Here is a 12,788-nt window from a genome sequence, read left to right on the forward strand (position 1 = left end):
GAGCGAGGCTGGTCCGGCTTGGTCCCGGGGGCGGGCGTGAGCTGCCCCGGGGTTTCCCCTACGGGCAGGTTGGGGGTTCCGATGGAACCCTCAGCCTGCCCTTTCCGTTTACCGTGGAGGTACCGAGTCCGACAACCGAGGGACGCCCCATGGAAGCCGTGATCCTGATCCTGGTGCTGCTGTTCCTCGTCTTCCTCGGCGTGGGGGCGTACGCGACGGTGAGAGTGGTGGGAGCCGCGAGGCGGAGCGTCGACCGGACGATCTCGCAGGCCCGGCGCTCCGTCGAGGACACCGCGCTGCGCGCGAAGAGCTACGGCCAGCCGGGCGCCGCGGGTGAGCTGGCACAGCTGAGGCTCTCGCTGCGTACGTCGATGCGGGCCACTCAGGACGCGCTGCACGCGGGGGTGGCCGAGGACGAGTCGCTGCGCGAGACGCTGACCCTTTTCGAGCGGCTCAGCGCGCACGGCCTGGATCTGGACGCGGAGCTGCGGCGGCTGGAGCGCGAACCGGACAAGACGGGGCTCGGACAGCGGCTGCCGGCCCTCCGGGAGCGCACGGAACAGATCACGCACTCGGCGGACGCGCTGCGCTGGGCCGCCAGGGACCGGGCGCGGAAGTTCGCCGACGACGACCTGGTCGCCCTGAACGAGCAGATCGATGTGGAGGCGGGGGCGCTCCGGCACTGGACGACACCGGCGGACGACGGGGACCCGCGGGGGCGGCGGCCGGGCGTGGGCTCGGGTGCCGGTTCCGGTGCCGGTGCTGGCTCTGGTGCCGGTTCACGCTCTGGCTCAGGCGCCGGTTCCGGTTCCGGCTCACGCTCTGGTTCTGGTTCCGCCCCGTCGGCTGACGCGGGGCGCTGGTCGTCGGCCGGTGAAGGGGCCGGGACCGGGCCGGACGCGATCACGGGCCGGGACCCGGGCCGTCGGCAGCGTTACTCGTGGCAGAAGGCCACGCGCCCGGAGAGCACCACCTGAGTGACCGTCGAAAGGACCTCCGGCACGGGCGGGGACGGGGGCAGGGACGCGGGCGACGGCACGGGCGACGGCACGGACGACGGCACGGGTGAGGGGGCGCGCTGCCGGGCCCCCGCACCTGCGGGTAATCTCCGGCTCATGTCCCGCCATGTCGCGATCGTGACCGATTCCACGGCCTACCTGCCGCAGCAGACGTTGGCGCGGCACCGCATCACGGCCGTGCCACTGACCGTGGTCCTGGGGGACCGGGCCCTGGAGGACGGTACGGAGACCTCGGCCCGCGCTCTGGCGCTGGCGCTGCAGAAACGACGTTCGGTGACCACGTCCCGCCCCAGCCCCGAGATGTTCGCCACCGCCTACCGGGCGGCCGCGGACGCGGGCGCGAGCGACATCGTCTCGCTCCATCTGTCGTCCGAGTTCTCCGGTACGTACGACGCCGCCGTGCTGGCGGCGCGGGACGCGCCCGTCCCGGTCCGGGTGGTCGACACCGGCATGGTCGCGATGGCCCTCGGCTTCTGCGCGCTCTCGGCGGCCGGGACGGCGGAGTCGGGCGGCTCACTGGACGAGGCGGTGGCGGCAGCGGAGAAGTGCGCGGGCGGGATGTCCGCGTACTTCTATGTGGACACGCTGGACTATCTGCGCCGCGGGGGCCGGATCGGCGCCGCACAGGCCCTGCTGGGCTCGGCTCTCGCGGTGAAGCCGCTGCTGCAACTCGAAGGCGGCCGCATCGAGATGCTGGAGAAGGTACGGACGGCCTCGAAGGCGATCGCACGGCTGGAGGAGATCGCCGCCGAGCGTGCGGGGGACGGCCAGGTGGACATCGCGGTACACCATCTGGCGGCGCCCGAGCGGGCGGCCGCGCTCGCCGAGCGGCTGAGGGAACGGGTGCCGGGCCTGGTGGACCTGCATGTCAGCGAGGTCGGCGCGGTGATCGGCGCGCATACGGGGCCCGGGCTGCTCGGGGTGGTGATCTCGCCCCGCTGAGCGGATCCGGCGAGTGGATCCCCCGCGCGGATCCGCCGAGTGGATCCCCCCACGCGGATCCGCCGAGTGGATCCGCCGCGCAACCGGACTCTCTCGTTCGGGTGGCCGAGATATCCACAAGTCCCGGTGTTTCCACCGTAATTGACCTTGATCAACAAGATTCTGCCGACGTCTTTACTGTCTCGTGGCATGACTTCCCGCACGCTCACGTCACGTTCCGCGACCAGCGGTCCCGGCCGGGCCCCGGCATCGGACGGCCGCTCCCGCCACACCGGCTCGCGCCGCCGCACCCGGCTCAGGGGGCGGCCGGCGGAGCCCGATGAGGCGCCGCGCGTTCGCGCGGAGGCGCTCTTCCCGGCGCGGTCCGCCGCTCTGAGTGTGGAGCGTGTGGAACCTGACGGGCCTGTGGAGCCTGTGGGACCTGACTGGCCTGTGGCGCCTGACGGGCCTGGCTCGGTTCCCGCGCCTGTCTCGTCGGAGCCATCTGTTTTGTCCGTCGCGTCCGGTGGGCCGGGAGGTCGAACGTCGGGGGGTAGCACGCCAGGCGGTGGCACATCGGGGGGTAGCACGTCAGGCGGTGGCACATCGGGGGATGGCACGTCGGGCGGTGGCAAGTCCGTCGGGTCTGCGTCGGCTTCCGGCCGTATGGGGAGCGGGGTGGTGGCCCGTGCGGGGGAGGCCCTGTGGGAGCGGATGCCGCTCTGGGTGCAGGCACGCTGCGGTCTGACGCCCAGGACGCTCGCGGCGCTCGCGTTCGTGCTCGTCGCGGCCGGGGCCCTGGCCGCTCAGCACTTCTGGTCGGGGCGCCCGCAGTCCGTTCAAGCGCCCGCCGTGGTCAGCGAGGGTCTGCCCGGCGCCGGAGCACGGTCCGCCGATGGCCGCGAACAGCCGCCCGGATCTCACCCGGCCCCGGGACCGCTGTCGTCGGCCGGTGCGCTCCCGGCGCCGGGTACGGGCCCCACGCGGCCAGGGGCGGCCGCAGCCCGGATCGTCGTCGATGTGAGCGGCAAGGTCCGGAAGCCGGGAATCCAGCGGCTGCCCGCCGGATCGCGGGTGACCGACGCACTGCGGGCGGCGGGCGGGGTGAAGGAGGGCACGGACACGTCCGGGCTCAACCAGGCCCGTGTGCTCACCGACGGCGAACAGGTGATCGTCGGCGGCTCGCCCGCACCGGCGGGCACCGCAGGCGGAAACACCGGCGGCGGTGCGGGCGGACCGGGCGCTCCCGCCGACACGGCGGGGCCGGTCAGCCTCAGCAGCGCCACCGTGGAGCAACTGGATACCCTCCCCGGTGTCGGCCCGGTACTGGCGCAGCACATCATCGACTACCGCACCGAGCACGGCGGATTCACCTCCGTCGACGAGCTCCGGCAGGTGACCGGTATCGGTGACCGGCGCTTCTCCGACCTCCAGCCCCTCGTACGGCCATGACGCGCGCGGCAGTTCATACGGCGTCGGGCCACCGCCTCGGCGCGGCCGACCCCCGCCAGGAGGGCCCCGCAGACCTACGGCTGGTGGCACCCGCCCTGGCCACCTGGGCCGCTGCGGCCCTGTCCGTGGCGGTACCAGGCTGGTGGGCGTTCTGTTTCACCACGGTCTGTCTCGGCACGGCTGCGGTAACAGCGGCCGTGGCTCGGGGGCGAGCGCAACGGCAAGGGCAAGGGCAACGGCGGGGACGTGGCGCCGGAGCAGGAGCTGTACGGGCCATCCGGGCTGTCTGGGCTGTCCGGGCTGTCGGGGCAGCAGTCCGGCCCGACCAGCCGGGGCGGCGGCTGAACGCGACAGCGGTGGCGGCCGTTCTGCTGTGCGCCGCGGCAGGCGCCGCGTCCGGCGGGCTGCACGCGGCCGACGTCCGGCGCGGGCCCCTGCCCCAGCTGGCGCGTCAGTCGGCCCGCGTCGCAGTGGAGTTGACCGTCACATCCGACCCCCGTCCCACCCGCCCGCGGATCCGCGGCGATCACGCGACCCGTGCATCCGTCGTCCTGGACGCCGATGTGACACGGGTGCGGGCCCCGGACGGTACGACATCCACCGTTCGCACGCCGGTCCTCGTGATCGCCCACTCGGCCGCATGGCAGCGGCTGCTGCCGACCACACGGCTGCGGCTGAGCGCCCGCCCACAGCCGCCGCTCTCCGGCGACGACCGCATCGCGGCCGTGCTCAGTGTGGAGGGCAGCAGGCCACCGCAGATCATCGGTGCGCCAACCGGTGTTCAGCGACTGGCCGGACATCTGCGCGCCGGACTGCGGGAAGCGAGCGAAGGGCTCGCCCCGGATGCCCGCGCGCTGCTTCCCGGACTGGTGGTGGGCGACACATCGCGCGTCCCTCCCGACCTCTCCGACGCCTTCAGGACCACCGACCTCACCCATCTGCTGGCGGTGTCAGGCAGCAACCTCACCCTGGTCCTGGCCCTGCTGATCGGCCCTCCGGGCAGGGCGCTGCGTGCGGAGAGAGGCGGACTCGCACCGCGGCTGGGGATCCCGCTGCGGACGACCGCGGTGCTCGGTGGAGCCCTCACGCTGGCCTTCGTGATCGTGTGCAGACCCGACCCGAGCGTTCTGCGGGCCGCCGCCTGCGGTCTTGTCACCCTGCTCGCGATCGGCACCGGCCGCCGCAGATCACTGGTCCCGGCGCTGGCCACCGCGGTACTGCTGCTGGTGCTGTACGACCCCTGGCTGGCCCGCAGTTACGGCTTTCTGCTCTCGGTCCTCGCGACCGGCGCCCTGCTCACGATCGGCCCGCGCTGGAGCTCCGCACTGCGGCGGCGCGGGGTACCACCGAGGCTCGCCGAGGTCGTCGCGGCCGCGGCGGCCGCACAGGCGGTGTGCGCGCCGGTGATCGTCCTGCTGGCATCCCGTGTGGGGCTGGTCGCCATCCCCTGCAATCTCCTCGCCGAGCTTGCGGTCGGACCGGCGACGGTCCTCGGCTTCGCCGCCCTGGGCGTGGCTCCGCTGTGGAGCACGGGCGCCGCCCTACTGGCCCGCTGCGCCGGGTGGCCGGCGGGCTGGATCGCCGCCGTGGCCCGGCGTGGCGCGGCACTGCCCGGCGCGGAGATCGACTGGCCCGGCGGATGGCCCGGCGCGTTGCTGCTCGCGGCAGTTACGGTCGCCCTCGCCGTGGCTGCCCGCAGAGTGCGTCGCCACCCATGGATCGGCGCGGGGTGTGTCCTCCTGCTGCTGCTTGCGGTCGTCAGGCCCGCCCCGCTGACCCGGGTCGTCACGGGCTGGCCGCCACCCGGGTGGAAGTACGCGATGTGCGACGTGGGGCAGGGCGACGCGACGGTGCTCGCGGCCGGTACGGGAACAGCTGTCGTGATCGATACGGGTCCCGATCCCCGCCTCGTCGACCGTTGCCTCAGGGCCCTCGGTGTGACCCGCATCCCGCTGCTCCTGCTCACCCACTTCCACGCCGACCATGTGGCCGGTCTGCCCGGCGTGCTGCGTGGCCGGACGGTCGGGGCGATCGAGACGACGAATCTCCAGGACCCGCCGGATCAGAGCGCTTCGGTACGACGGGAGGCGGCGGCCGCGCGGGTCCGCGTCGTCCGGGCGGGGCCGGGGGAGCAGCGCCGTATCGGAGGGCTGAGCTGGCAGGTGCTGTGGCCTCCTCCCGCGCCGGTGCCCGTCGACGACGGACCCAATGACGCCAGTGTCACCCTGCTGGTGCGCACCGCGGGCCTCACGCTGCTGCTGCCCGGCGATCTCGAACCCCCGGCCCAGCAGGCACTGTTGCGCGCCTACCCGGCGCTGCCGCCGGTGGATGTGCTGAAGGTGGCGCACCACGGCTCGGCCTACCAGGACCCGGCCCTGCTGCGTGCGGTACGTCCCCGGCTCGCCCTGATCTCCTGCGGCCAGGACAACCCGTACGGCCATCCCGCACCGCGCACGGTCAGCTCGCTCCGGGCGGGCGGGGCCACGGTCCTGCGTACGGACAGGGACGGTTCCATCGCGGTGACGGGCACGGGACCCGCACTCCGGGCGATACGGACGGGCCCGTGACACCTGGGCCTGCTGCCGGGCCCGGGTGTCACGGACCCGGGCCCGTCGGTCCGGACAGGCCCGCTCGGAGAGGCCGGCTCGGGCAGGTCAGTCCAGCCAGGTGCCGTCGCGCATCAGGTCGCGGCCGGCGATCTCGTTCACCTCGCGCCATGCCTGGACCGCCCTGGGGGTGATGCGCAGATACACGTATCCCTCCTCGGTGCGCGGGTCCCAGGTGAGCTTGGCCGCGAAGGCATCCGCCGCGACGGTGCGCCTGTCGTCCGCCAGCAGTTCGCCTTCGCCCTCGATGAGCACCACGTCGCGGGTGTGGCCGAGCGTGACTCTGACGCGTCCGTCGCGTACCAGGTTGGCCCCGGTCGGGTTGGTGCGGCGGGTGCAGACCACCAGGCCGTTCTCGTGCCACACGAACGACAGGGGGACCAGACACGGCTCGCCGTCCGCGGCGGCGGTGGCCACCCAGCAGTCGACGTCCTGCTCCAGTCGGCCGATGGTGTCCTGCCGTCGCTGCTGCCGGCCGCGCGCCGGTTCCCGGTTCGTCATAGCGGACCACGCTAGTGGCGGACGGGCGCCGGGGGATCGTACGTCGGTCCTAGGTGCCCGGCCCTAGGCCACCCAGGGCACCGGCAGGGCTCCGGCAGGACACCGGTAGGTCTTACGGCGCATGGCGCGAGCCCGTACGCGGCGTGAGACTGCCTGCATGGACCGATCGCTGGACAGACCGTCGGCAAGCTCGCCGGGGACCAGGCGGCAGATCCCGCCGCACACCCCGCCGCAGACACCGCCCCAGGCCACCCCTTCGCAGCCCACGCCGCCACAGCCCACCCCGTCACAGACACCACCCCAGGCAACCCCGCCCCAGGCCGCCCCGCCGCAGCCCGCGCCGCCGGAGCCGGCGTGGGTGGCCGGGTATCTCCGGCGTATCGGGGCCGAGCGCCCGGCCGCGCCGGACTCGGCGGCGCTCCGGGAGCTGCAGCTGCGGCATCTGCACACGGTGCCGTTCGAGAACCTCTCCATCCACCGGGGCGAGGACATCGTGCTCGCCGACGCACCGCTCATCGACAAGATCGTCGGCGCCCGGCGCGGGGGTATCTGCTACGAACTCAACGGCGCCTTCGCGGCGTTGCTGCGGGCCCTCGGCTTCCACGTGACGCTGCTCCAAGGCCGGGTGCACAGCCCCGACGGCGGTCTGGGCATCCCGTATGACCATCTCGCCCTGCGGGTCGAGACGGCCGACGGCACCGGCCCCTGGCTCGCCGACGTCGGGTTCGGCGAGCACAGTCACCACCCGCTGCTGTTCGGCGAGCGGGGCGGGCAGCAGGACCCCGGAGGCACCTTCCGGATCGCGAGCGCGGCCGGCGACGACCTCGACGTCGTACGGGACGGGAAGCCGCAGTACCGGCTGGAGCAGCGCCCCCGTGAGCTGGCCGACTTCGAGGCGGGCGCCTGGTACCACCGGACCTCGCCCGCATCCCACTTCACCCGTTCGCTCATCTGCTCGCGGCTCAGCGACCACGGCCGGATCACGCTCAGCGGCGGCAAGCTGATCACCACCGTGCGCGGCGAGCGGCGCGAGCAGGCTCTGGTGAGCGACGCGGCCGTTCTCGCCGCCTACCGCGACCATTTCGGGCTGGAATTCGACCGGGTGCCGGTACGAATGGACATTACTTCTGAGTAAGTACAACTCGTGACAGCTGTTCGTCAACCCCCACGACCAGCGCCGTTTGCCCAGAACGTGCCAACAGTGATCGAATGCATATTCGTCAGCGGGTCGCCGCCCCGACAATGACGTCCTTCCGTGCGTGCGACCGAACGTCGGCCCGATGCACGGGGGTTCAGCAGAAGTGTTCAGCCGTTGGTTTGGAAACCGGTCACAGACCGGCGCAGGACGCAGTGGTGGCCCGCTGGGCGGACTCACCCTGCCCGCGCACGCGGGTGTGCTCAGCTGCCGGGTGCTCGATCCGGTCAACGAGCCCGTCCAGCAGGCCGAGTTCGTGCTCACGGACACCATGGGCCGCAGAACCTTCGGCGGCGAGACCGACCCGTACGGCTCCATATTCGCCACCGTCCCCCCGGGCGAGTACCGGCTGGCCGTCACCTCCGAGGGCTTCACGCCCTTCCACGGCAGTGCCACCGTCACCGAGGGCGGCCACTCCGGCCTCGGTGATCTCACGCTCCAGGTCGCCCAGCCCCCCTCGCTGCCGGAGCCGGGCGAGTGGGAGATCGAGCCGATGCACTCGCAGATCAGCTTCACCGCCCGCCATATCGGGATGGCGCGTATCCACGGCCGGTTCAACACCTTCGCCGGCGCCGTCAGGATCGCGGACCACATGGAGCAGTCCGCGATGCACGTCATCATCGACGCGGCGTCCATCGACACCAACGTCCGGATGCGCGACGACCATCTGCGCTCGGGGGACTTCCTGGACGTGGCGCGCTTCCCGACCCTCGAGTTCTACAGCGAGCGCTTCGTGCACCGCGGCGGCAGCCGCTGGGGCGTGACCGGCGCGCTCACCCTGCACGGCGTCAGCCGCACCGTCACACTCGACTCGCAGTACCTGGGCGTCGGCAACGGCATGGAGGGCGAGGTGCGCGCCGCCTGCCGCGCCACCACCGAGCTGCACCGTGACGACTTCACCGTCAGCTGGCAGACCATGCTGGCCCGCGGTATCGCGGTGGTCGGCAACAGCATCACCATCGATCTGGACGTCCAGATCGTGAAGAAGGCCGCCTGAGCGGAGCACCGCTAAGGCGCCTCCAGCCACCCCTCGTACTCGGCCGCGAACGCGTCCAGCGCCCGGGGGTCCAGCCGCTGCTCCGGGTCCTCGACGACGACCAGCCACTGTGCGTCGTCTGCGTCGTCCTCCCCGGCCAGCGCGTCCCGGACGAGCTGGGGCTCGTCGGCCACCCCGAAGCGGTCGGCGACCTCCCCCGCCACCTCGTCAGCGGTGTCGCGGTCGGGCAGCACCAGTACATGTCTCACATCGCTCACCGGTTCATTCTCCGGTACGTCCGGTGCGCGCGGTGCGTCGCACCCGGGCTCACGGGACGTGGGCCGGCTGTCGGTGCCCCGTGGGATGCTGGACCGCGATGATCCGGAAACAGAGTCAGCAGGACTCCGCAGACAACCCGCTCGTGCCGCTCACCCTCGCTGTGGGGCAGGAGGATCTGCTGCTCGACCGTGCCGTTCAGCAGGTGGTCGCCGCCGCCCGCGCGGCCGACGCCGACACCGACGTCCGCGATCTCACGTCCGACCAGCTCCAGCCGGGCACGCTGGCCGAGCTGACCAGCCCCTCGCTCTTCGCCGAGCGCAAGGTCGTCATCGTGCGGAACGCACAGGACCTCTCCGCCGACACGATCAAGGACGTCAAGACCTACCTCGGCACCCCTGCCGACGAGATCACCCTGGTGCTCCTCCACGCCGGGGGTGCCAAGGGCAAGGGCCTGCTGGACGCCGCCCGCAAGGCAGGGGCCCGTGAGGTCGCCTGCCCGAAGACGACCAAGCCGGCCGAGCGGCTCTCCTTCGTACGGTCGGAGTTCCGGGCCCTGGGCCGTTCCGCGACCCCCGAGGCGTGCCAGGCCCTGGTCGACTCCATCGGCAGCGATCTGCGGGAGCTGGCGAGCGCGGTCTCCCAGCTCGTCGCGGACGTCGAGGGCACCATCGACGAGGCGGTCGTCGGGCGGTACTACACGGGGCGCGCCGAAGCCTCCAGCTTCACGATCGCCGACCGGGCCGTCGAGGGCCGCGCGGCCGAAGCCCTGGAGGCGCTGCGCTGGTCGCTGTCGACCGGAGTCGCCCCGGTCCTGATCACCAGCGCCCTGGCGCAGGGCGTCCGGGCCATCGGCAAGCTCTCGTCGGCCCGCGGCGGACGCCCCGCCGATCTCGCCCGTGAGCTGGGCATGCCGCCGTGGAAGATCGACCGGGTACGGCAGCAGATGCGCGGCTGGACACCGGACGGGCTCGCGGTCGCGCTGCGCGCCGTCGCGCAGGCGGACGCCGGGGTGAAGGGCGGCGGTGACGACCCGGAGTACGAGCTGGAACGGGCCGTGGTCACGGTGGCCCGCGCCGCCCGGATGCGGCGCTGACGACCGCTCCACCGGTCCGCACGCTCCGCCCACGCTGAACGCTGCGGAGCGGCCCACCACGCCGAAGGCCACGGAGCGGCCTCGCCACACCTACGGAGCCGCCCCTCACCCCGCCCACGCCGAAGGCCCCGCATCCGTCCTGGGGAAGGACAGAGGCGGGGCCTTCGGCTCAAGCTCTTGGTGCGCCGCACCCGCGTGGCGAACGCAGGCCGTGTGCGGCGCGGGGTGCCGTACCGGAGCGGTAGAGGGGCCGCTGGGCCCGGGACGACGGGTGGGGCTCGGAGAGAGCCCCGTAAGTCGAAGTCACCCGAAAGTGGTCAGCCGTGAGGCCGGACCCCATCGGTCGGCTTCAGGCAGTTCAGGCGGAGAGACCGGCAACGCGCTTGGCGATCGCCGACTTCTTGTTGGCCGCGGAGTTCTTGTGGATAACGCCCTTGCTGACGGCCTTGTCGAGCTGCTGGGAAGCCAGCCGAGCGGCCGCGGTGGCCTTCTCGACGTCGCCCGCGGCAGCGGCCTCACGGGACTTGCGGATCGCGGTCTTGAGCGACGACTTGACGGCCTTGTTGCGCAGGCGCGCCTTCTCGTTGGTCTTGTTCCGCTTGATCTGGGACTTGATGTTCGCCACGAAAGAGCCTTTTCAGGTTCGATGAATTCGAAATTTCGATGAGCACCTCCGCGCCGACCGCCACGAACCGTGTGAAGCGTTCATCCGGAAGGCCCAGGAGGCACAGCTGACCACGGTACCAGTCGGCCGCCCACCGGCCCAAAACGGGATCGGGGCCCCAGCCATGGGACCATGGAGCCTACGTATCGATCCGCCATCGCCCGAGACGAGACGCCCGGCGTCTCAAGAATCAGGACCCTGCGTGCCCGCGACTCCTACCAACGTGCCCGAGCCGAGCCGTACCGACCCGGCGCTGATCCGCAATTTCTGCATCATCGCGCACATCGACCACGGCAAGTCGACCCTTGCCGACCGGATGCTCCAGCTGACCGGGGTGGTCGACCAGCGGCAGATGCGCGCTCAGTACCTCGACCGTATGGACATCGAGCGCGAGCGCGGCATCACGATCAAGTCCCAGGCGGTCCGGCTGCCCTGGGCGCCCACCACGGGCGGGGACCTGGGCACCACCCATGTCCTGAACATGATCGACACCCCTGGTCACGTGGACTTCACCTATGAGGTCTCCCGTTCCCTCGCCGCCTGTGAGGGCACGATCCTGCTGGTCGACGCGGCCCAGGGCATCGAGGCGCAGACCCTCGCCAACCTCTATCTGGCGATGGAGAACGACCTCACGATCGTTCCGGTCCTCAACAAGATCGACCTGCCGGCCGCGCAGCCCGAGAAGTTCTCCGAGGAGCTGGCGAACCTCATCGGCTGTCAGCCCGAGGACGTGCTCAAGGTCTCCGCGAAGACCGGTGTCGGGGTGGACGCTCTCCTCGACCGGGTCGTCAGGGACGTGCCGGCCCCGGTGGGCAACGCCGACGCCCCCGCCCGCGCCATGATCTTCGACTCGGTCTACGACTCCTACCGCGGTGTCGTGACGTACGTCCGTGTCGTCGACGGCCAGCTCAACAAGCGCGAGCGCATCCGCATGATGTCCACCAACGCCACCCACGAGCTGCTGGAGATCGGTGTCTCCTCGCCGGAGATGACCCCGGCCGACGGCATCGGCGTCGGCGAGGTCGGCTACATCATCACCGGGGTGAAGGACGTCAGGCAGTCGAAGGTCGGTGACACGATCACCTCGCTGCACAAGGGCGCCACCGAGGCCCTGGGCGGCTACAAGGACCCCAAGCCGATGGTGTTCTCCGGCCTCTACCCGCTGGACGGCTCGGACTACCCGGACCTCCGCGAGGCCCTGGAGAAGCTGCAGCTCAACGACGCCGCCCTGGTGTACGAGCCGGAGACCTCGGCGGCCCTCGGCTTCGGCTTCCGGGTCGGCTTCCTCGGTCTGCTCCACCTCGACGTGGTCAGGGAGCGCCTGGAGCGCGAGTTCAACCTGGAGCTCATCGCCACCGCGCCGAACGTGGTCTACCGGGTGGACATGGAGGACGGCACCGAGCACATCGTCACCAACCCGAGCGAGTTCCCCGAGGGGAAGATCGACAAGGTGCACGAGCCGGTCGTCCGCGCCACGGTGCTGGCCCCCAGTGAGTTCATCGGCGCGATCATGGAGCTCTGCCAGAACCGCCGCGGCACGCTGCTCGGGATGGACTACCTCTCCGAGGACCGGGTCGAGATCCGCTACACCCTGCCGCTCGCCGAGATCGTCTTCGACTTCTTCGACCAGCTGAAGTCGAAGACCCGCGGCTACGCGTCCCTCGACTACGAGCCCACCGGCGAGCAGGCGGCCCAGCTCGTCAAGGTCGACATCCTGCTGCACGGCGACAAGGTCGACGCGTTCTCCGCCGTCACGCACAAGGACAAGGCGTACGCGTACGGCGTGCGGCTCGTCGCCAAGCTGCAGAAGCTGATCCCGCGGCAGAACTTCGAGGTGCCGATCCAGGCCGCCATCGGCGCCCGCGTCATCGCCCGTGAGACCGTCCGCGCCATCCGCAAGGACGTCCTCGCCAAGTGCTACGGCGGTGACATCTCCCGTAAGCGGAAGCTGCTGGAGAAGCAGAAGGAAGGCAAGAAGCGGATGAAGATGGTCGGGAACGTGGAGGTCCCGCAGGAAGCCTTCATCTCGGTGCTGTCGACCGACGACTCGGGCGAGAGCAAGAAGAAGTAACCGGAACCGGC

The 12,788-nt window shown here is 71.6% G+C and carries 11 protein-coding genes; 8 read left to right on the plus strand and 3 right to left on the minus strand.

The annotated features are described in order from the left end of the window. Positions 1 to 149 precede the first annotated feature (149 nt). The 4 genes from OG510_RS25925 (at position 150) to OG510_RS25940 (ending at position 5,959) form a co-directional block, all read left to right on the plus strand. A complete protein-coding gene (locus tag OG510_RS25925; RefSeq protein ID WP_406139931.1) occupies positions 150 to 977 on the plus strand; it encodes a hypothetical protein in 828 nt (275 codons plus the stop codon). Between the two features lie 138 nt (positions 978 to 1,115). Further along, positions 1,116 to 1,961, plus strand: a complete 846-nt coding sequence (locus OG510_RS25930) for a DegV family protein (RefSeq protein ID WP_406139932.1) — start codon at positions 1,116 to 1,118, stop codon at positions 1,959 to 1,961. Between the two features lie 660 nt (positions 1,962 to 2,621). Then, complete coding sequence (locus tag OG510_RS25935; RefSeq protein WP_406139933.1) at positions 2,622 to 3,392, plus strand: helix-hairpin-helix domain-containing protein; 771 nt, start codon at positions 2,622 to 2,624, stop codon at positions 3,390 to 3,392. After that, entirely contained in the window at positions 3,389 to 5,959 is a 2,571-nt protein-coding gene (locus tag OG510_RS25940; protein WP_406139934.1) for a ComEC/Rec2 family competence protein, read from the plus strand. The genes OG510_RS25935 and OG510_RS25940 overlap by 4 nt, the downstream gene beginning before the upstream one ends. 87 nt (positions 5,960 to 6,046) lie before the next feature. On the opposite strand, the gene OG510_RS25945 is transcribed toward OG510_RS25940, so the two are convergent. Further along, entirely contained in the window at positions 6,047 to 6,499 is a 453-nt protein-coding gene (locus OG510_RS25945) for a pyridoxamine 5'-phosphate oxidase family protein (protein ID WP_406139936.1), read from the minus strand. A gap of 157 nt (positions 6,500 to 6,656) precedes the next feature. Between OG510_RS25945 and OG510_RS25950 the strand changes: the two genes are divergently transcribed. Together OG510_RS25950 and OG510_RS25955 are read left to right on the plus strand one after the other, a co-directional pair. Continuing rightward, positions 6,657 to 7,634, plus strand: coding sequence for an arylamine N-acetyltransferase (locus OG510_RS25950; RefSeq protein ID WP_406139938.1), 978 nt, complete (start codon positions 6,657 to 6,659; stop codon positions 7,632 to 7,634). Positions 7,635 to 7,800: 166 nt separating this feature from the next. Beyond that, a complete protein-coding gene (locus OG510_RS25955; protein WP_406139939.1) occupies positions 7,801 to 8,691 on the plus strand; it encodes a YceI family protein in 891 nt (296 codons plus the stop codon). Positions 8,692 to 8,702: 11 nt separating this feature from the next. On the opposite strand, the gene OG510_RS25960 is transcribed toward OG510_RS25955, so the two are convergent. Beyond that, positions 8,703 to 8,948, minus strand: coding sequence for a hypothetical protein (locus OG510_RS25960; RefSeq protein WP_164266336.1), 246 nt, complete (start codon positions 8,946 to 8,948; stop codon positions 8,703 to 8,705). 98 nt (positions 8,949 to 9,046) lie between these two features. Here OG510_RS25960 and holA point away from each other — a divergent pair, with 98 nt between their 5' ends. Then, entirely contained in the window at positions 9,047 to 10,042 is a 996-nt protein-coding gene (gene holA, locus OG510_RS25965) for a DNA polymerase III subunit delta (protein WP_406139940.1), read from the plus strand. A gap of 358 nt (positions 10,043 to 10,400) precedes the next feature. Here the strand turns inward: holA and rpsT are convergent, their stop codons facing one another. Continuing rightward, positions 10,401 to 10,667 (minus strand): 30S ribosomal protein S20, encoded by a 267-nt coding sequence (gene rpsT / locus OG510_RS25970; RefSeq protein ID WP_164266334.1) that lies wholly within the window; start codon positions 10,665 to 10,667, stop codon positions 10,401 to 10,403. Positions 10,668 to 10,908: 241 nt separating this feature from the next. Here rpsT and lepA point away from each other — a divergent pair, with 241 nt between their 5' ends. Further along, on the plus strand, positions 10,909 to 12,777 hold the full coding sequence (gene lepA, locus OG510_RS25975; RefSeq protein ID WP_406139942.1) for a translation elongation factor 4: 1,869 nt from the start codon (positions 10,909 to 10,911) through the stop codon (positions 12,775 to 12,777). Positions 12,778 to 12,788 lie beyond the last annotated feature (11 nt).

Origin of the sequence: Streptomyces sp. NBC_01089, assembly GCF_045162975.1 — a bacterium.
Lineage (GTDB): Bacteria > Actinomycetota > Actinomycetes > Streptomycetales > Streptomycetaceae > Streptomyces.